The organism is Allobrachymonas chironomi DSM 19884, assembly GCF_000374625.1.
In the GTDB taxonomy this organism is placed as follows: domain Bacteria; phylum Pseudomonadota; class Gammaproteobacteria; order Burkholderiales; family Burkholderiaceae_C; genus Brachymonas; species Brachymonas chironomi.
Window position 1 is genome coordinate 40,852 of sequence record NZ_KB894773.1, and the last position, 18,330, is coordinate 59,181.

18 protein-coding genes are annotated in these 18,330 nt (G+C 65.2%); 8 read left to right on the forward strand and 10 right to left on the reverse strand.

Annotation, left to right across the window (positions count from 1 at the left end):
• The first annotated feature begins 22 nt into the window (after positions 1 to 22).
• From C513_RS0109665 to C513_RS0109675, 3 genes are all read left to right on the forward strand, one after another.
• Positions 23 to 1,528 carry an AMP nucleosidase gene (locus C513_RS0109665; RefSeq protein ID WP_018715808.1) on the forward strand — a complete coding sequence of 502 codons (1,506 nt, stop codon included), beginning with the start codon at positions 23 to 25 and terminating at the stop codon, positions 1,526 to 1,528.
• Between the two features lie 168 nt (positions 1,529 to 1,696).
• Positions 1,697 to 2,245 (forward strand): hemerythrin domain-containing protein, encoded by a 549-nt coding sequence (locus C513_RS13190; protein WP_018715809.1) that lies wholly within the window; start codon positions 1,697 to 1,699, stop codon positions 2,243 to 2,245.
• 152 nt (positions 2,246 to 2,397) lie between these two features.
• Positions 2,398 to 3,252 (forward strand): 3-hydroxybutyryl-CoA dehydrogenase, encoded by an 855-nt coding sequence (locus tag C513_RS0109675; RefSeq protein ID WP_018715810.1) that lies wholly within the window; start codon positions 2,398 to 2,400, stop codon positions 3,250 to 3,252.
• A 98-nt stretch (positions 3,253 to 3,350) separates the two neighbouring features.
• Here C513_RS0109675 and C513_RS13730 read toward each other — a convergent pair whose 3' ends face one another.
• From C513_RS13730 to htpG, 4 genes are all read right to left on the reverse strand, one after another.
• Complete coding sequence (locus C513_RS13730; protein ID WP_018715811.1) at positions 3,351 to 3,833, reverse strand: hypothetical protein; 483 nt, start codon at positions 3,831 to 3,833, stop codon at positions 3,351 to 3,353.
• A gap of 133 nt (positions 3,834 to 3,966) precedes the next feature.
• The gene (gene ribD / locus C513_RS0109685; protein WP_018715812.1) at positions 3,967 to 5,070 is read right to left on the reverse strand and encodes a bifunctional diaminohydroxyphosphoribosylaminopyrimidine deaminase/5-amino-6-(5-phosphoribosylamino)uracil reductase RibD; all 1,104 of its coding nucleotides are present in this window, start codon (positions 5,068 to 5,070) and stop codon (positions 3,967 to 3,969) included.
• Positions 5,071 to 5,081: 11 nt separating this feature from the next.
• Entirely contained in the window at positions 5,082 to 5,672 is a 591-nt protein-coding gene (locus C513_RS13735) for an O-methyltransferase (RefSeq protein ID WP_169335121.1), read from the reverse strand.
• Between the two features lie 118 nt (positions 5,673 to 5,790).
• Entirely contained in the window at positions 5,791 to 7,851 is a 2,061-nt protein-coding gene (gene htpG / locus C513_RS0109695) for a molecular chaperone HtpG (RefSeq protein WP_018715814.1), read from the reverse strand.
• 212 nt (positions 7,852 to 8,063) lie between these two features.
• Between htpG and C513_RS0109700 the strand changes: the two genes are divergently transcribed.
• The 5 genes from C513_RS0109700 (at position 8,064) to C513_RS0109720 (ending at position 13,248) form a co-directional block, all read left to right on the forward strand.
• Positions 8,064 to 8,891, forward strand: a complete 828-nt coding sequence (locus C513_RS0109700; RefSeq protein WP_018715815.1) for a M48 family metallopeptidase — start codon at positions 8,064 to 8,066, stop codon at positions 8,889 to 8,891.
• Between the two features lie 109 nt (positions 8,892 to 9,000).
• Positions 9,001 to 10,872 (forward strand): DNA helicase RecQ, encoded by a 1,872-nt coding sequence (gene recQ / locus C513_RS0109705; protein WP_026320729.1) that lies wholly within the window; start codon positions 9,001 to 9,003, stop codon positions 10,870 to 10,872.
• Between the two features lie 128 nt (positions 10,873 to 11,000).
• On the forward strand, positions 11,001 to 11,285 hold the full coding sequence (locus C513_RS0109710; protein ID WP_018715817.1) for a DUF2249 domain-containing protein: 285 nt from the start codon (positions 11,001 to 11,003) through the stop codon (positions 11,283 to 11,285).
• 72 nt (positions 11,286 to 11,357) lie between these two features.
• The gene (locus C513_RS0109715) at positions 11,358 to 11,759 is read left to right on the forward strand and encodes a putative zinc-binding protein (RefSeq protein WP_018715818.1); all 402 of its coding nucleotides are present in this window, start codon (positions 11,358 to 11,360) and stop codon (positions 11,757 to 11,759) included.
• Positions 11,760 to 11,871: 112 nt separating this feature from the next.
• Positions 11,872 to 13,248, forward strand: coding sequence for an MFS transporter (locus C513_RS0109720; RefSeq protein ID WP_018715819.1), 1,377 nt, complete (start codon positions 11,872 to 11,874; stop codon positions 13,246 to 13,248).
• A gap of 493 nt (positions 13,249 to 13,741) precedes the next feature.
• On the opposite strand, the gene paaE is transcribed toward C513_RS0109720, so the two are convergent.
• Genes paaE through C513_RS0109750 form a run of 6 tightly spaced genes read right to left on the reverse strand, consistent with a single transcriptional unit; the run spans position 13,742 to position 18,318 of the window.
• On the reverse strand, positions 13,742 to 14,839 hold the full coding sequence (paaE, locus tag C513_RS0109725; protein WP_018715820.1) for a 1,2-phenylacetyl-CoA epoxidase subunit PaaE: 1,098 nt from the start codon (positions 14,837 to 14,839) through the stop codon (positions 13,742 to 13,744).
• Between the two features lie 21 nt (positions 14,840 to 14,860).
• Positions 14,861 to 15,391 carry a 1,2-phenylacetyl-CoA epoxidase subunit PaaD gene (paaD, locus tag C513_RS0109730; RefSeq protein ID WP_018715821.1) on the reverse strand — a complete coding sequence of 177 codons (531 nt, stop codon included), beginning with the start codon at positions 15,389 to 15,391 and terminating at the stop codon, positions 14,861 to 14,863.
• A gap of 4 nt (positions 15,392 to 15,395) precedes the next feature.
• On the reverse strand, positions 15,396 to 16,181 hold the full coding sequence (gene paaC / locus C513_RS0109735; RefSeq protein WP_018715822.1) for a 1,2-phenylacetyl-CoA epoxidase subunit PaaC: 786 nt from the start codon (positions 16,179 to 16,181) through the stop codon (positions 15,396 to 15,398).
• Positions 16,181 to 16,474: a 1,2-phenylacetyl-CoA epoxidase subunit PaaB gene (paaB, locus tag C513_RS0109740; RefSeq protein ID WP_018715823.1), complete on the reverse strand. Its 294-nt coding sequence runs from the start codon at positions 16,472 to 16,474 to the stop codon at positions 16,181 to 16,183. Before paaB ends, paaC begins: the two co-directional genes overlap by 1 nt.
• Positions 16,471 to 17,481: a 1,2-phenylacetyl-CoA epoxidase subunit PaaA gene (paaA, locus tag C513_RS0109745; protein WP_018715824.1), complete on the reverse strand. Its 1,011-nt coding sequence runs from the start codon at positions 17,479 to 17,481 to the stop codon at positions 16,471 to 16,473. Before paaA ends, paaB begins: the two co-directional genes overlap by 4 nt.
• A gap of 48 nt (positions 17,482 to 17,529) precedes the next feature.
• Complete coding sequence (locus C513_RS0109750; protein WP_018715825.1) at positions 17,530 to 18,318, reverse strand: enoyl-CoA hydratase/isomerase family protein; 789 nt, start codon at positions 18,316 to 18,318, stop codon at positions 17,530 to 17,532.
• Positions 18,319 to 18,330: the final 12 nt, after the last annotated feature.

The following is an 18,330-nucleotide window of genomic DNA, read 5'->3' on the forward strand; positions in this document are numbered from 1 at the left end:
GACCCCGTGACGAGAATGCCTGATGAACGCTGCCAGCCCTGCCCTGACACCGCCCTTTGTGGCCCCGCAATCCTTTACCGATGCCGATGCCGCCCTGCAACAGGTCCAGCTGATCTACCGGCAGGCGCAGGAGCATCTGCGCACGCAGTTCCGCCAGTTCGTGCAGGACGGCAGCCTGCCGCAGCCGATACGCGCCTTCTACCCGCAGGTACGCATCCGCACGCGACAGCCGACACGGTTGCCGCGTGACGGCCAGGGCCAGGCCTGGGGCTTTGTCGCCCATGCCGGCGTGTTCGAGACCACGCTGACCGATCCGCAGCTGTTTGCCAGCTACTACCGCACCCAGTTCCGCCACCTGCTGGACAACCACCAGGTCGCGCTGGAAATCAGCACCAGCAGCCAGCCGATGCCGCTGCACTTTGCCCTCGATCCGAGTGAGCAGGTAGAGGGCAGCCTGGACGCCGCACAGCGGGCCCGCATGCACACCACCTTCGACTGGCCGGATCTGGCCAGCATGGACGATGCCATTGCCAACGGCACCCATGAGCCGCGCCATGGCGAGGCCCTGCCGCTGGCGCTGTTTACCGCGCCGCGCGTGGACTACTCGCTGCAGCGCCTGCGCCACTACAGCGGCACCGAGCCACGCCATTTCCAGAATTTCGTGCTGTTCACCAATTACCAGTTCTATATCGACGAGTTCATCCGCCTGGGCCATGCCGCCATGCAAGACGATACCGGCGGCTACACCGCCTTTGTCGAGCCGGGCAATGTGATCACGCAGCACGCCAGTCTGCCGACACCGGACGGCTTCGTGCAGGGCAGCCATCCGCAACGGTTGCCGCAGATGCCGGCCTACCACCTGGTCGGGCCGGATCACGACGGCATCACCATGGTGAACATCGGCGTCGGCCCGAGCAATGCCAAGACCATGAGCGATCACGTGGCGGTGCTGCGCCCGCACGCCTGGCTGATGCTGGGCCACTGCGCCGGCCTGCGCAACAGCCAGCAACTGGGCGACTATGTGCTGGCACACGGCTATGTGCGCGAAGACCATGTGCTGGATCACGACCTGCCGCCCTGGGTGCCGCTGCCGGCGCTGGCCGAAATCCAGCAGGCGCTACAGCAGGCGGTGGCCGAGGTCACGGCGCTGCCGGAGGACGGTCTGAAGGCGATCCTGCGCACCGGCACCGTGGCCACCACCGACAACCGCAACTGGGAGCTGGAAGGCCATCAGGCGCCAGTGCAGCGCTTCAGCCAGAGCCGCGCCATCGCCATCGACATGGAAAGTGCTACCGTGGCGGCCAACGGCTTCCGCTTCCGCGTGCCCTACGGCACCCTGCTGTGCGTCAGCGACAAGCCGCTGCACGGCGAAATCAAGCTGCCCGGCATGGCCAACCATTTCTACCGCCAGCGCGTCGACCAGCACCTGCGCATCGGCATGCGTGCCGTGGAGCTGCTGCGCAGCGGTGCCACCGGCCAGCTGCACAGCCGCAAGCTGCGCAGCTTCCAGGAAGTGGCATTCCAGTAAGCGCTGGCCGGCAAGCGTGATATTTTCCTGCGCCGGATCAGACAAGCCCTGTGGCGGCGCACCATTTGCTGCAGTGCAGCGTTAAAATGAGACCACTATGCACGGTGGCTGGTATCGCCAGCCGTCGCTGCCAGGACATGTGCCGCAACCCGCCAAGGAGGCTGAACCATGAATGCCCCGACTCCTGTCCCCGCCGCCGATCCGGCTGGCGTCATGGGACTTTTTGACAATAGCCACCAGCAGATTGCAGCCATGCTGCAACGCCTGACGCAGCTGGCGAACGATCTGGCCGAACAGGGCACAACGCTGCCGCTGCGCACCGAGGCCCGTGCCGTGCGCGACTGGCTGGGCCGCGAGGCGCGCGAACACCATCTGGATGAAGAGCGCCACATTTTCCCGCCGCTGCTGGCCTCGGGTGACGAGGAACTGATGCACGTGACGCGCCTGCTGCAGCAGGACCACGGCTGGCTGGAGGAGAACTGGCTGTCCATCCAGCCCGAACTGACCGCTGCCGTCGAGGGCTTTACCTCCTTCAATGCCGCTTCGCTGCAGGAAACCTCCCGCCTGTTCTGCCAGCTCTATGCCGACCACATGCTGCTGGAAGAAAGCGTGGCCTACCCGGCTGTCAGTCCGCTGGTGCAGGGCCAGGCCACGACCGAGGCCATGCGCCAGGAAATCGAACAGCGCCGCAGCGTGCGCGCCCAGCTCAAGGGCTGAAACCGCTACCGGCTGCCGCACCACAGGTGGCGGCAGCCCTCCCCGTGGTTGCGGTCATGGCACGGCAACCATCCTTTTGGCGTCTGCTCACAGTCCCGTCATGGACGCGGGTTAAGATGGCAGACAGACTTCACACTCTCCAGGAGATCAGTATGAGCATCAGCAAAGTAGGCATCGTCGGTGCCGGCACCATGGGTAACGGCATTGCACAGACCTGCGCCGTCAACGGTATCAGCGTCGTCATGGTGGATATTTCCGAAGCCGCCGTGCAGAAGGGCCTGTCCACCATCTCCGGCAGCCTGGATCGCCTGATCAAGAAAGAAAAGATGACCGAAGACGACAAGGCCAAGGCCCTGGCGCTGGTCAAGGGCAGCACCAGCTACGACGACCTGAAGGACGTGGACCTGGTGATCGAGGCCGCCACCGAAAACCACGAAATCAAGAACAAGATCCTGAAGCAGATCGACGAGGCCGTGCAGGCTGGTGCCATCATCGCCACCAACACCTCTTCCATTTCCATCACCGACCTGGCTGCCCAGACCAGCCGCGCCGACAAGTTCGTGGGCATGCACTTCTTCAACCCGGTGCCGATGATGGCGCTGGTGGAGGTGATCCGTGGCGTGCAGACCAGCGACGAGACGCATGACGCCGTGAAGGAACTGGCCGAGAAGCTGGGCAAGTCCCCGATCACGGTCAAGAACAACCCGGGCTTTGTCGTCAACCGCATTCTGGTGCCGATGATCAACGAAGCCTTCTTCGTGCTGGCCGAAGGCCTGGCCACGGCAGAAGACATCGATGCCGGCATGAAGCTGGGCTGCAACCACCCGATCGGCCCGCTGGCGCTGGCCGACCTGATCGGTCTGGACGTGTGCCTGGCCGTGATGGAGGTGTACCTGAAGGAGCTGGGCGACAGCAAGTACCGCCCCTGCTACCTGCTGAAGGAGTACGTGGCCGCCGGCCGCCTGGGTCGCAAGACCGGCCGTGGCGTGTACGACTACAGCAAGTAATCGGCCAAGCTGCAGCTGGCTGCCACGGCAGCCGGCCAGTCAGGACCCGCCCGCCCGGCCTTCAGGCCCGGCGGGCTTTTGCATGGGCCGGCAGCCGTTCAGGGGCTGACGCGCTGCACGCCCCAGGGCCAGTTGCGAAAAGCCGAACCTTCCGGGGCCTCGTTCACCACCGGGGCCTGCGGCGACTGCGCCGTGCCGCCCTGTGTCACCGGGCTCCAGACACCGGCCGGTGCCTGCTGCACCGGGGTACCCGCCGGAGCCGGCAGGGTGTCGGCCGGCGCGTTGTCATCGCTGCGGTTCAGCACCGTGCTGCCGCCCATGGAGACACCGACCCCCACGCCGCTGCCCCAGCCCCAGCCGCCACTGCCTCGTCCCAGGCCGATGGTGCCGCTGACCGGGCTGGTCGGGCTGCCGATCGGGGTGCTCATGGTGACACCGCCCCAGCCGCCGCCGCTGCCCACGCCAATGTTCACGCCGCCGAGTACCGGCCAGCCGTTCACACTGCCGGCACAGCCGCCCAGGGCCAGCACGGCGGCACCCGCTGCCAGCGCGGCAGGCATCTTGCGCCAGATCTTGTTCATATCGCTTTCCTTTCGCACGGAACCCGGGCCGATGCGGCCCTGTTCCCCTTGGATACCATGCTAGCGCAAGCGTTCCCCGCCGTCATGCCATGTGACATGCGGCCATCGCTGTCTTGTGCGAAAGTGCACAGAGTCAGGCCGGGCGCAGTTGCAGGCGCACATCGTCACCCACCGCCTGCAACGCATGCAGCCGCCAGCGCACGGCATCGGCCACGCGCTGCAACGGTGGCAGCACGGCCAGCGGCTGACCGGGCCCGAGCAGCAGCGGTGCCACATAGGCGATCAGCTCATCGACCAGACCCTGCTGCAGCAGGACGCCCGCCAGCTGTGCGCCCGCTTCGACATGCAGCTCGTTGACTTCGAGCCGGCCCAGCTCTTGCAGCAGCGCCGCCAGATCGGGACGACCGGCGGCATCGGCCGGCAACAAGAGCAGTTCGGCACCGGCAACCTGCAGCGCGGCGGCGCGCTGCTGCCAGCCGGCATCGGCCTGTTCCACGCTGGCGATCAGCACCCGGCGCTGCGGCACCTGCAGCAGTTGCGCGCCCGGCGGGGTACGCAGCTGCGTATCGACGATCACCAGATGCGGCTGGCGCGTGGCCCCGGGCAAACGCACGTTCAGCAGCGGGTTGTCGGCCAGCACAGTGCCGATCCCGGTGAGCACGGCGCAGGCGCGCGCGCGCCAGTGCTGCACCTCGGTACGCGCCGCTTCGCCGGTGATCCACTGGCTGTCGCCATGGTCCAGCGCCACCCGGCCATCGAGTGAGGAGGCGGTCTTGAGTCGCACCCAGGGCAGACCATGCTGCATGCGGCGCAGAAAGCCGATATTCAGCTCGCGGGCGCGTGCCGCGATCTGTTCCGGTGCCAGTTCCACGGCGATGCCGGCAGCCTGCAGCCGCGCCATGCCCTGCCCCGCCACCAGCGGGTTCGGGTCACGCAGGGCAATGCAGACCCGGCCGACGCCTGCCGCGATCAGCGCATCACAGCACGGCGGCGTGCGCCCATGGTGCGAGCAGGGCTCCAGCGTGACGTAACAGGTGCTGCCGCGCACGTCTGCGTCGCGGCTGGCGGCATCGCGCAAGGCCATCACCTCGGCATGCGGCCCGCCGCGCTGCTGGGTGTAGCCCTGGCCCAGTATCCGGCCATCCTGGCCGACAATGACCGCGCCGACACGCGGATTCGGGTTGCTCAGCGTGAGCGCGTTTTCGGCCAGATCGAGGGCAAGGGAAAAATAGTCCATGGCGATGATTATCAGGGGCTCAGGGCAGGCAGCCGGCGCGCCACGCGCGTCAGGCCGGATTCCAGCGGCGGTAGCAGCTGCCAGCGTTGCGCATCGGCCAGCTCGGCGCGTACCCGGCGTGCGCCCAGCGGGCCGTTCAGGTCGATATTGGCGCAGACCAGCAGGCCGCCGGGGGCCAGCAGCGTGTGGAAATGCTGCACCAGAATCAGCGGCGGCATATTGCCATCAAAAAACACCAGGTCCTGGCTGCCAGCCGGCAGTTGCAGCGCCTGCATCACGGTGGCAAACGAGCCTTCGTGCAGCTGCACGCGCTGCTGCAGCCCCAGCGCCGCAATCTGCTGACGCGCCAGCGCGGCATGTTCAGGATCGCCTTCGAGCGTCAGCACCTGCCCCTGCGGGCTGGCCAGCGCCATCAGGCAGGCGGTGTAGCCCAGGCCGCTGCCCAGCTCCAGCATGTGACGCGGCTGGTGCTGCTGCACCAGCTGCCACAGACCGGCACCATCTTCAAAGGTATGGGCATTGCAGGCGTGCTGCTGCTGGTGGCTGCGGGTGGCGAGCTGAATCGCCTGCAAGACATCGGGCAGATCGGCGGAAGGCATCATGCGCGCCATTCTGCAACAAATGCGGCGGACTTCTTCAGCAAGTCAGGCAGCCACGGCACAACGGCCATCCATGCTTCCACAGATGGCCGTTGCTCAGCGCTTCAGGCGACCCTCATACTCATGCCAGCAGCGCATTCACCCGCTTCACATAGCCCGCCGGATCGGCCGGCATGCCGCCTTCGGCCAGCAGGGCCTGGTCGAACACGATGCGGGCCAGATCGGCAAAGCGACCGGCATCCTCCTGCGCTGCCTGCAGCTTCCGGATCAGGGCGTGCTCCAGATTCACTTCCAGCACCGGCTTGACGTCCGGCACCGGCTGGCCGGCCTGCTTGAGCAGGCGTGCCAGCTGCATGCTCATGCCGTTGTCGCTGGAGACCAGGCAGGCCGGGGAATCGACCAGGCGCGTGGTGCTGCGCACGTCTTCGGCCACTTCGGCCAGCGTTTGCTTGAGCTGTTCCAGCAACGGCTTGGCCGCTTCCTCGGCGGCTTCGGCAGCCTTTTTCTCGTCATCGTCCTGCAGCTGGCCCAGATCCACCGCCCCCTTGGCCACGCTTTGCAGCGGCGTACCGTCAAATTCGGTCAGATAGCCCAGCGCCCACTCGTCAACGCGATCCGTCATCAGCAGCACCTCGATGCCCTTCTTGCGGAACAGTTCGAGCTGCGGGCTGTTGCTGGCAGCGGCCTGATTTTCGGCGGTGATGTAGTAGATCGCCTGCTGGCCCTCCTGCATGCGGGACTTGTAATCGGCCAGGCTGACGCTCACGCTGTCGGTGGTGGTGCTGGCAAAGCGCAGCAGCTTGGCGATGCGGTCACGGTTCTTGCTGTCCTCGCCCAGCCCCTCCTTGAGCACGGCACCAAATTCGGCATAGAAGCGCGCGTACTTGCCGTGCCCACTGGCCTGTTCGGCAAAGGCGGCGGCGGTTTCTGCGGCCGGAGCGGCTTCGGACTTGTCCTGCACATCGGTGATACCGTCTGCGGTTTCGACCGGCTCCGGGGCCGGCACCGCTTCGCCACTGCCGATATCGACCTTGCCCTCGCCACTTTCCGGCGGCGTCGCCTGCTGGCTGGCCAGATCTTCCAGCATGGACAACACACGACGCGTGTTGCCTTCGCGGATGCTGCGGATATCGCGGCTTTCCTGCAGCAGTTCACGGCTGACGTTCAGCGGCAGGTCGGAGGCATCGACCACGCCCTTCACGAAACGCAGGTACTGCGGCAGCAGTGCCTCGGCCTTGTCCATGATGAAGACGCGGCGTACATAGAGCTTGAGGCCATGCTGCTGATCGCGCTGGTAGAGGTCGAACGGGGCATGCGCCGGGATGTACAGCAGCTGCGTGTACTCGGTAAGGCCCTCGACACGGTTGTGGCTGTAGGCCAGCGGATCTTCATAATCATGGGCCAGCTGCTGGTAGAAGGCGTTGTACTGCTCGGCAGTGATGTCCTTCTTGTTGCGCGTCCACAGCGCCTGCGCTTCGTTGACCTGCTCCCACTCGCCGGTCTGCACCATGTCGCCGGGCTGGCCGTCCTCGCCCTCTTTCCACTCTTCCTTCGGCATCATGATCGGCAGGCTGATGTGATCGGAGTACTGCGCGATGATGCTCTTGAGCTTGTAGCCGTTCAGGTAGTCCAGCTGGTCGTCGCGCAGATGCAGCGTGATGCTGGTGCCGCGCTTCTCGCGCGTGATGGTTTCGGTGGTGAACTCGCCGGTGCCGCCGCTGACCCAGCGCACGCCCTGATCCGCCGGCAGACCGGCACGGCGGCTTTCCACCGTGATCCTGTCGGCCACGATAAAGCCGGAGTAGAAACCCACGCCAAACTGGCCGATCAGCTGGGAATCGGTTTTCTGGTCGCCGGTCAGGCGGCTGACAAAGTCCTTTGTGCCGCTCTTGGCAATCGTGCCCAGATGCTCGATCGCTTCCTGCTCGCTCATGCCGATGCCGTTATCGGTAAAAGTGATGGTCCTGGCGGCCGGATCGATCGCCACATGCACCTGCAACGTAGCATCGCCCTCGTACAGGGCCGGCTGCTCCAGCGCCTCGAAGCGCAGCTTGTCGCTGGCATCGGAAGCGTTGCTGATCAGCTCGCGCACGAAAATGTCGGGGTTGGAATAGAGGGAGTGGGTGACCAGATGCAGCAGTTGTGCCACTTCGGCCTGGAAGGCATGTTGATGGGTACTCATGGTTGTCTTGCTTGGTTGAATCTGTCCTACACAGGTAGGGCATGGCTTCCGATTTTCAAGACAAGCCCGGCCGGCGAGACTTTTTCACGGCTGACGATTGTTTACAGGCCGGCGGGAACCCCTCCCGGCAAATTGGTCTAACATGCCAATCGTCAGATTCCTGCGCACTGGCATGTTGCCGTGCTGCGACCAGAACACCAGGGAGATTCCACATGTCGAACAAGCCTCTGATCGTCATGGCGCGTCGCGCCGCTGTAGCCGTGGCCGCCACGGCTGCCCTTGCCGGCTGCGCCACCTCCACCACCGGCTCCGTCACCGGCAGCAACCGTTCGCAGCTGCTGCTGGTATCCGAAGCCGAGATGGTGCAGGCTTCGCAACAGGCATTCAACCAGCGCAAGAGCGCAGCGCAATCCAAGGGCGTGCTGATCACCAGTGGCGCCGATTACAACCGCGTCACCAGCATCATGCGCCGCCTGGCGGGCCAGGTCAGCCACTTCCGTCCCGATGCGGCCCGCTGGAACTGGGATCTGGCGCTGATCCGCAACGATGAAGTCAACGCCAACGTGATGCCGGGCGGCAAGGTCACGGTCTATACCGGCCTGTACCAGAAGCTGAACCTGTCCGACGATGAACTCGCCGCCGTGATCGGCCACGAAATGGCGCACGCCCTGCGCGAGCACTCGCGCGAGCAGGTGTCGCAGCAAATGGCGGGCGACATGGCGCTGTCCATCGGCGGTTCGCTGCTGGGCCTGAGCGGCGGCATGATGGACGTGGCCGGCATTGCCAAGCAGCTGACGCTGGATCTGCCCTACTCGCGCCGCATGGAAACCGAAGCCGATATCTTTGGCCTGGAGCTGGCCGCGCGCGCCGGCTACAACCCCTCGGCGGCGCTGACGCTGTGGCAGAAAATGGCGGCCAATGGTGCCGGCCAGGGCTCGGCCTTCTTCTCCACCCACCCGAATGCAGCCGACCGCACCTCGCGCATCCAGGCCGCCCTGCCGCAGGTCATGCCGCTGTACCAGGCGGCACGCCGCAAGTAAGCCGGCCAGGCCTTGTGCCTCACACCGCCAGATCCGCAAGGACCGGCGGTTTTTTCATGGGGACAAGCGGGGATAGATATAATGCGCAGGTATTCATTTTTACCCGACGATGCCTGACTCTCCCCAAGCCTCCTCCCCCCTGCAGGTGCTCCAGCAGGTCTTCGGCTACCCGGCCTTTCGCGGCCAGCAGCAGGCCATCATCGAACGCGTCAGCAAGGGCCACGATGCGCTGGTGCTGATGCCGACCGGCGGCGGCAAGTCGCTCTGCTACCAGATTCCGGCCATCGTGCGGCAGCGCCAGGGACTGGGCAGCAGCATCGTCGTGTCGCCACTGGTGGCGCTGATGCACGACCAGGTCTGCGCGCTGCAGGAAGCCGGTGTTGCTGCTGCCTACCTCAACTCCACCCTCGACTTTGAACAGGCGCGCCAGGTGGAACAGGATCTGCTCGCGGGCCGGCTCACCATGCTCTACGTGGCGCCGGAGCGCCTGACCACGGCCCGCTTCCTGGAACTGCTGCAGCGCCTCTACCAGCAGCGGCAGCTGGCGCTGTTCGCGATCGACGAAGCGCACTGCGTGAGCCAGTGGGGCCACGATTTCCGCCCTGAGTACCGCCAGCTCGATATCCTGTCGCAGCAGTTTCCCGGCGTGCCGCGCATCGCGCTCACCGCCACGGCCGACCATCTCACACGCCAGGACATCGCCGAACGCCTGCAGCTGGAGCAGGCCGAATCCTTTGTCAGCAGTTTCGATCGCCCCAATATCCGCTACACCATTGTCGAAAAGCGCGATGCGCTGGCCCAGCTCAAGCGCTTCATCGAAGACGAGCACGAAGGCGATGCCGGCGTGGTCTACTGCCTGTCCCGCAAGCGGGTGGATGAAGTCGCCGAGGCGCTGGTGCGCGCAGGCGTGGATGCCCTGCCCTACCACGCCGGCATGGATGCCAGCCTGCGCCAGGCCAACCAGGATCGTTTTCTGCGCGAGGAAGGTGTGGTGATGGTGGCCACCATCGCATTCGGCATGGGCATCGACAAGCCCGATGTGCGCTTCGTGGCACACCTGGATCTGCCGCGCAATATCGAGAGCTACTACCAGGAAACCGGCCGCGCCGGCCGTGACGGCCTGCCGTCGCATGCCTGGATGGCGTATGGCCTGCAGGACGTGGTCAACCAGCGCCGCATGATCGATGACAGCCCGGCCGAAGAGCGCTTCAAGCAGGTGCAGACTGGCAAGCTGGACGCGCTGCTGGCGCTGGCCGAGGCCATCGATTGCCGCCGTGTGCGCCTGCTGGCCTATTTTGGCGAGCCCTCGCAACCCTGCGGCAACTGCGACAACTGCCTCAACCCGCCCGATGTCTGGGACGCCACGGAACTGGCACGCAAGCTGCTGTCCACCGTCTACCGCCTGCAGGAAAAATCCGGTTTCGGCTTTGGCGCCGGCCAGGTGATGGATGTGCTGCGCGGTCGCGATACCGACAAGGTGAAGCAGTACGGCCATGACACGCTCAGCACCTTCGGCCTGGCACGCGGGGCCAGCGAGGCCGAGCTGCGCCCCCTGCTGCGCCAGCTGATCGCCACCGGCGCGCTGCTGGTCGATGCCAGCCGCTTCAACACCCTGCACCTGACGCCGATGGCACGCCCGATCCTGCGCGGCGAGCAGACGGTGCTGCTGCGCGCTCCGGTCACGCCCAGTGCGCGCCGTCGCGCCAGCGGCACGCGCAGTGCCGGCAGCAGGCTCGGCGTGCTGGCCGCGCAACTCGACGATGCCGGCCGCCAGCGTTTCGACGCCCTCAAGCGCTGGCGCGCCGACACCGCCCGCGAACATGGCGTACCGGCCTACATGATTTTTCATGACAGCGTGCTCGCCGCCATTGCCGAGGCCTCCCCCGACACCCTGGCGGCGCTCAATGGCATCAGCGGCGTGGGCGAGGCCAAGCTGGAGCGCTATGGGCGCGACGTGCTGCAGCAGCTGGAGCTGGCCTGAGCGGCAGCCTCCCTCTGCCGGATGAGGCCTGCTCCCCCAAAAGGACATCCTTGCGGCAGGTCAAATCCCTACTGTTTTATCGGACAAGAATGCCCTCTCCATCCACCCCCCGGCCAGGAGAGATTCCGATGACCACCATTCCCCTGCAACCCGCCGGCATGCCGCAGCACCCTGCGCATGCCGATGCCGTTCATGGCTTTGATGCGCGTGGCGTGGCCAAGCGCTTCCGCCATGCCGCCATCTTTGGTGCACTGGACGCGCTGCAGCCCGGCGAAACCATGCGCTTCGTCAATGACCACGACCCGATTCCGCTGCTGCACCAGATGATCGAACGCTACGGCGACCAGGGCATCCGGATCAGCTACCTGCAGCGCGACATGAACGGCGTGGTCATCGACTTCCTGCGCCAGTAAGACACAGGCGGCCCACGCACGGCCGTCCCGCTCCCGTGCGTGACTGGCTGGCCATCCACCGGAGAACCCCCCATGACCCGACCCCGCCACCAGCAGGCGCTGGTGTACTCGTGCTCAGGCTGTTCCAGCGCCGCCCAGCTGGCCAACCACGTGGCCTTGCAGCTGGACCGGCGCGGCGTGGCCGAAATGTCCTGCATCGCCGGCGTGGGCGGTGATGTGCCCTCGCTGGTCAAGCTGGCCTGCTCCGGCCGGCCGATCATCGCGCTGGATGGCTGCCAGCTGCAATGCGTGCGCAACACGCTGGCACGTCACGCGATCACGCCGGATCGCCATTTCCAGCTGCAGGAACAGGGCGTGCGCAAGAAGCTGCACCAGGATTTCGATGCCGCCCAGGCCGAAACCGTGATCAGGCACATCCTCGCCGACCTGACCAGCCACCCGCCTGATGGTTCCGCGCAACATGTTGATCCATAACATGACACAATTGATTATCGCTTTCCCTAGGTTTTGGTAACACGTTGGGACTCCACTGATATAGTTCGCGCTTAACTGAGCGATTCTTGATTTAAGTCAATTTGGAGACCCCATGAGTCAGACCACCACCGCCGGCGGAGCACCGGTCATCGATATCGGCCACGCGCTCGACCAGGGGCCATTCACCGCCCTGCAGAAAGGCGTGATCTTCCTGTGCGCCATGGCCATCGTACTCGATGGCTTTGATGGCCAGCTGATCGGCTTTGCCATCCCCATGATCATCAAGGAATGGGGCATCACGCGCGCCGCCTTCGCACCTGCCGTGGCTTCCGGCCTGATCGGCATGGCCGTCGGCATGGCCATGGCCGGCAGCATCGCCGACCGCATCGGCCGCCGTCTGGTCCTCGCCTTCAGCGTGCTGCTGTTCGGTGCCGCCACCGTGGCCATCGGCTTCTCGCCCGATGTGGAAACCATCATTGCCCTGCGCTTTGTTGCCGGTCTCGGCATTGGCGGCGCCCTGCCGAGCTGCTCCACCATGACGGCCGAATACGCGCCGGCGCGTTCCCGCACCATGGCCGTGACCATCTCCATCGTCTGCTTCCCGCTGGGTGGCATGCTGGCCGGCCTGTTTGCCGGCTGGGTGCTGCCGACTTACGGCTGGCGCGCCCTGTTCTGGATCGGCGGCGCAATCCCGATGGCCTTCAGCCTGGTGCTGTTCGCCTTCCTGCCGGAATCGCCGCGCTTCCTGGCCCGTCAGCGCCAACGCTGGCAGGAACTGGTCAAGCTGCTGAATCGCCTGGAGCGCCCGACCCCGGCCAACGCCGAGTTCACCGACTCGCTGGAAGCCGCAGCCAGCGCCAACGCCAAGCAGGCCGTTGGCATGAAGGGCCTGTTCACCAGCGACTACGCACGTGACACCATCGGCCTGTGGCTGGCCTTCTTCATGGTCGTGCTGTCGCTCTACAGCGCCTACAGCTGGCTGCCCACCATGCTGACCAGCGAAGGCCTGCCGGTCTCGCTGGCCAGCCAGGGCCTGACCGCCTACAACGTGGGTGGCGTGGTCGGTTCGCTGCTGTGCGCGCTGATCGTCAACCGCTTCGGCTCCCGCATCCCGATGATCATCATGGCGCTGCTGGCCGGTATCGTGGCGATCGCCATGATGGGCATCGACACCAAGCAGGACACGCAGATGCTGATCACCGGCTTCGGCATCCACGGCCTGTTCGTGAGCGCCTCCCAGGTGCTGCTGTACGCCCTGTGTGCCTATGTCTACCCGACCTCCATCCGTGCCACCGGCACCGCCATGGCGCTGGCCGTAGGCCGCGGCGGCGGCATCGTGAGTGCCTTCATCGGCGCAGCCGTGATCACCGCCGCCGGTGCCAACGGCTTCCTGACCCTGCTGGCAGTCGGCATGTTCGGTTCGGCCTTCGCGCTGATGCTGATCAAGCGCCACATCCCGCCGGTCAGTGGCCGCATCACCAAGGTGTAATCGGCACCACGTGACACATATATCGTGATGCACGGCACATAAACCGGATCGCGACTCCCCCTTCGGCCTGTCTGCCTGCAGACAGGCCTTTTTCGTGCTCGCAGCGTATGCGGCATACACCCCTGCTGCGATGCTCCAGCAGAAGCCCTGTGCAGCCATTCCTGGGCATGAACGCTGGAGCTTCAGGGCCCTCTGGCCTGCCATGCCGGGAAGCAGTCTGGACACGGCAGCACACGTCTCCGGTCACACCCCCCCTGGCGAGCCGGCGCACTGCTTGCTGTCTTGCTGCCTGTTGGCATGCAGGCCCGCATCCGCCCAGACCGACTGAAGAGCGCTGGACCAACCCGCACACGCAGGACCACTCACCGCACCCCCAATCAGGCCTGCCAAAACCAGGAGGCTCCCCGCCAGAGAGATGGCAGGGAGCCCCAAAATAAAACGACCCGCCAACCGCAAAGCGGCGGGCGGGTCAATGCGGATCAACCGACGTGGATCAGCGATCGTCGAAGCTCAGGACCACCTTCGGGCCGGTGGCGCGCGCCTGGCAGCTCAGGACATAGCCCTGTGCCACTTCGTCGGCTTCCAGCGTGAAGTTCTTGTCCATGACGGTATCGCCAGACACCACCTTGCAGCGGCAGGTGCAGCAGACACCGGCCTTGCAGGAGAACGGCAGGTCCAGACCGGCGTCCAGGGCCGCATCCAGCAGGTGATCGTCTTCGCTCACCGGGATCTCGTACTCCTTGCCGTCCAGCACCACGGTCATCAGCTTGTCCTTGGTGGCAGCCACCTTGGATTCAGCCGCATCGGAGTCTGCCTGGATCTTGGCGGCCTGGGCCGGAGAGGTGGCAAAGCGCTCGCTGTAGACACGGTTCTCGGGCACGCCTGCCTTGACCAGTGCGTCGGTCGTGGCGTCGATCATGGCCTCGGGGCCGCAGATGAACACTTCGTCCATGCTCTTGGCCGGCAGCAGGGCATCCACCAGGGCCTGCACCTTCTCGGCGTCGATGCGGCCTTGCAGCAGGTCCACTTCCTGCGCCTGACGCGACAGGATGTGGATCATGGTGAAGCGGCCGGCGTAGCGGTCCTTCAGATCCTGCAGGGCTTCGTTGAACATCACGCTGGACATGCGGCGGTTGCCGTACACCAGGGTGAACTTGGACTCGGGCTGCTCTTCCAGCGTGGTCGCCGCGATCGACAGGATCGGGGTGATGCCGGAGCCGGCGGCAAAGCCGACGCGGTGGATCGCGCGCTGCTTCTTGACCGTGAAACGGCCATCGGGCGGCATCACGGACAGGGTCTGGCCTGCCTTCACGGCAGTGGCGGCCCAGTTCGAGAACACGCCATCCACCACCGGGCGGATACCGATCTCGATCTCGCCGTCACGGTGGAAGCGGCTGCGCGAGCTGCTGATCGAGTAGTTGCGGCGCACATCCTGACCGTCGATGGTGGCGCGCAGGGTCAGGAACTGACCGGGTTCGAACTGGAAGTCGGCGCGTGCGTCGTGCGGAATATCGAAGGCGATGGCCACAGAGCCGGCCGCCTCCGGATTGACGCGCTTGACCTTCAGGTCATGAAAACGAGGAATGGACATGAAAGTCTCCCAATCTCTTTTTTAATAGGGCTTGAAATAGTCGAAAGGCTCCTGGCAGTCCAGGCACTTGTAAAGGGCCTTGCAGGCAGTGGAGCCGAAATGCGAGGTTTCCACCGTATGGCTGGAACCGCACTTCGGACAGGGCACCACTTCGGACTGGCCAGCCTGGCGCACGAAGCGCAACACGCTCTCACCCTGCACCGGCTGGCTGGCGCAACGGTTCTGCGGCGGCGCAATACCGTAGGCCCGCAGTTTCTCGTGCGCCTCGTCCGTCATCCAGTCGGTCGTCCAGGCCGGTGCCAGCTGCGTGATGACACGGCCCTGCAGGCCGGCAGCCTGCAGGGTGGCGTTGACGTCATCCTCGATCTGGCCCATGGCCGGGCAACCGCTGTAGGTCGGCGTGATCACCACTTCCAACCCCTCGTCACCCAGGCGGATATCGCGCAGGATGCCCAACTCCCGCAGCGATACCACGGGAATCTCGGGGTCGGCCAACTGTTCCAGGGCGGCCCACGCCGCCTGGACAGCGTCCTGGTTGAACTGCGTGCTCATGGCCTTACCAGCTGGCGCCCGGATGGGCGCGCGCCAGACCCTGCATTTCGCTCAGCAGGAAGCCCAGATGCTCGGAGTGCAGACCTTCCTTGCCCTGCGTGATGTAGCCGCCCGGGAACGCCGGACGCTGCAGCGTGGCTTCGGCCAGGGCGTCGTTCACCAGCGTGTCCCACTGCGGACGCAGCGCTGCCATGTCGACACCCACGCCAGCCGCCACGGCGGCCTGTTCCATCGCGCAACCCTGCCAGAATTCCTCGGTATAGGGCATCAGGTGATCCAGCGCGGCCTGGGCACGTGCATGGGATTCCTCGGTGCCGTCACCCAGGCGCACCAGCCAGTCACGGGAGTGACGCAGGTGGTAACGCACTTCCTTGAGCGACTTGGCAGCGATGGCGGCCAGCTGCTCGTCGGAAGACTTCTGCAGGTGATCCCACACCAGCACCATTAGGGCGCTGTACAGGAAGTTGCGCACGATGGTGGTGCCGTAGTCCATGTCGGACTTGGCGTAACCCACCAGCGCGCTGTGGTGCGGCAGTTCCAGCAGCGTGTAGTTGCGGAAATCCGGCACGTCACGGAAATAGGCCAGCTGGTCTTCCGTGGCCCCATTGCCCATGCGCTCGGCGGCCTGCTGATACAGCAGACGCGCCTGACCGATCAGGTCCAGGCTGACGTTCGCCAGGGCGATGTCTTCCTCGATCGCAGGGCCATGGCCACACCATTCGGCGTTGCGCTGGCCCAGCACCACGGCGTTGTCCGCCAGGTGCAGCAGGTATTCGGTCGTTGCGCTCATTACATGTGCCCCACTTCTTCCGGGATCTCGTAGAAGGTCGGATGGCGGTAGATCTTGTCGGCTGCCGGATCGAACAGCTCGCCCTTGTCATCCGGGTTGCTGGCGGTAATCTTCTTGGATTCCACCACCCAGATGCTCACGCCTTCCTGGCGACGGGTATACACATCACGTGCGGCCTCCAGGGCATGCGCCGCGTCGGACGCGTGCAGGCTGCCACAGTGCTTGTGCTCCAGACCCTGCTTGCTGCGGACGAATACTTCCCACAGGGGCCAATCTTTCAGTTCGATGCTCATGCTGCCTCCTTGATTTGACGTTGCTGTTGCTTGCGGGCGTGGGCGATCGCGGCTTCGCGGACCCATGCACCATCGTTGTGCGCTTTCACGCGGGTGGACAGACGTTCCTTGTTGCAAGGACCGTTGCCGTTGACGGTATCCCAGAACTCGCTCCAGTCGATCTGGCCGTAGTCGTGGTGACCACGCTCCTCGTTCCACTTCAGGTCCGGATCGGGCAGGGTCACGCCCAGCACCTTGGCCTGCGGCACGGTAGCGTCGATGAACTTCTGGCGCAGGTCGTCGTTGGAGACGCGCTTGATGCCCCAGCGCATGCCCTGGGCACTGTTCGGGCTGTCGGCATCCGGCGGTCCGAACATGGCCAGACACTTCCACCACCAGCGGTTGACGGCGTCCTGCACCATGGCCTTCTGCTCTTCGGTGCCCTGCATCATCACCAGCAGGCCTTCGTAGCCCTGGCGCTGGTGGAAGGACTCTTCCTTGCACACGCGCACCATGGCACGGGCGTAGGGGCCGTAGGAGCAGCGGCACAGCGGCACCTGGTTCATGATGGCAGCGCCATCCACCAGCCAGCCGATCACGCCCACGTCGGCCCAGTTCAGGGTCGGGTAGTTGAAGATGGAGCTGTACTTGGCCTTGCCGGAGTGCAGGCCGTCCAGCATCTGGTCGCGGCTGGTGCCCAGCGTCTCGGCCGCGCTGTACAGGTACAGGCCGTGACCGCCCTCGTCCTGTACCTTGGCGATCAGGATCGCCTTGCGCTTCAGGCTCGGAGCGCGACTGATCCAGTTGCCTTCAGGCAGCATGCCAACGATTTCGCTGTGCGCGTGCTGGCTGATCTGGCGCACCAGGGTCTTGCGGTATGCCTCGGGCATCCAGTCTTGCGGCTCGATGCGGCCGTCAGCGTCGATGCGGGCATCGAACCTGGCCATCAGCTCGGGCGATTCGGTAGACAGAACCGCTTTCTGCTGCTTGCCCGGCTCGTCCGAAACACTAAAGGACTGTGTATACATAGTGAAGTCTCCTTACTACTTGGGAAAAATTGGAGTGGCTGGGCAGCCTCAGGCAAGCCAGGACGGCTTGCGCTTCTCCAGGAATGCCCCGATGCCCTCACGGGCTTCCGGGGTCGCACGCTGGCGCGCAATGCGCCGGGCAGTTTCTTCTCCAGCGGCCTCGCCAATCGGCAGACCGTGGATCGCAGCCACCAGATCCTTGGCCGCCTGCTGGGCACCAGGGCCGCCGGTGAGCAGCGGTTCGACCACGGCCTGGACCGTGGCATCCAGATCGTCGCGGGCGCAAACTTCGTGCACCAGGCCGATCATCTGGGCGCGTTGCGCCGTAAAGCGCTCGGCACTCTGGAAATAGCGCAGCGACTGGCGCGGACCGATGGCACGCAGCACATAGGGGCTGATGACGGCCGGGATGATGCCGAACTTGACTTCGGAAGTCGCGAACGAGGCATCATCGCTGGCCACCGCGATATCGCAGGCAGCCGCCAGGCCGGTACCACCGCCCAGGGCAGCGCCCTGGACCCGGGCCACGGTCGGCTTGGACATGGTGGCCATGCGGCGCAGCATGCCGGCAAAACGCAGGGCATCGGCGCGGTTTTCTTCCTCGGTAAAGGTGGAGGCACGCTTCATCCAGTTCAGGTCGGCGCCGGCAGAAAAATGCTTGCCCTTGCCGCCCAGCACCACCACGCGCACGCTGTCGTCCTGATCCAGTTCGGCAAATGCCTGATCCAGTTCGGCAATCAGCTGCTCGTCAAACGCGTTGAACACATCGGGGCGGTCCATCCAGACGGTGGCAACCGCGCCTTCGCGCTCGATGCTCAATGTCGTGTACTTGCTCATGCGGACACTCCG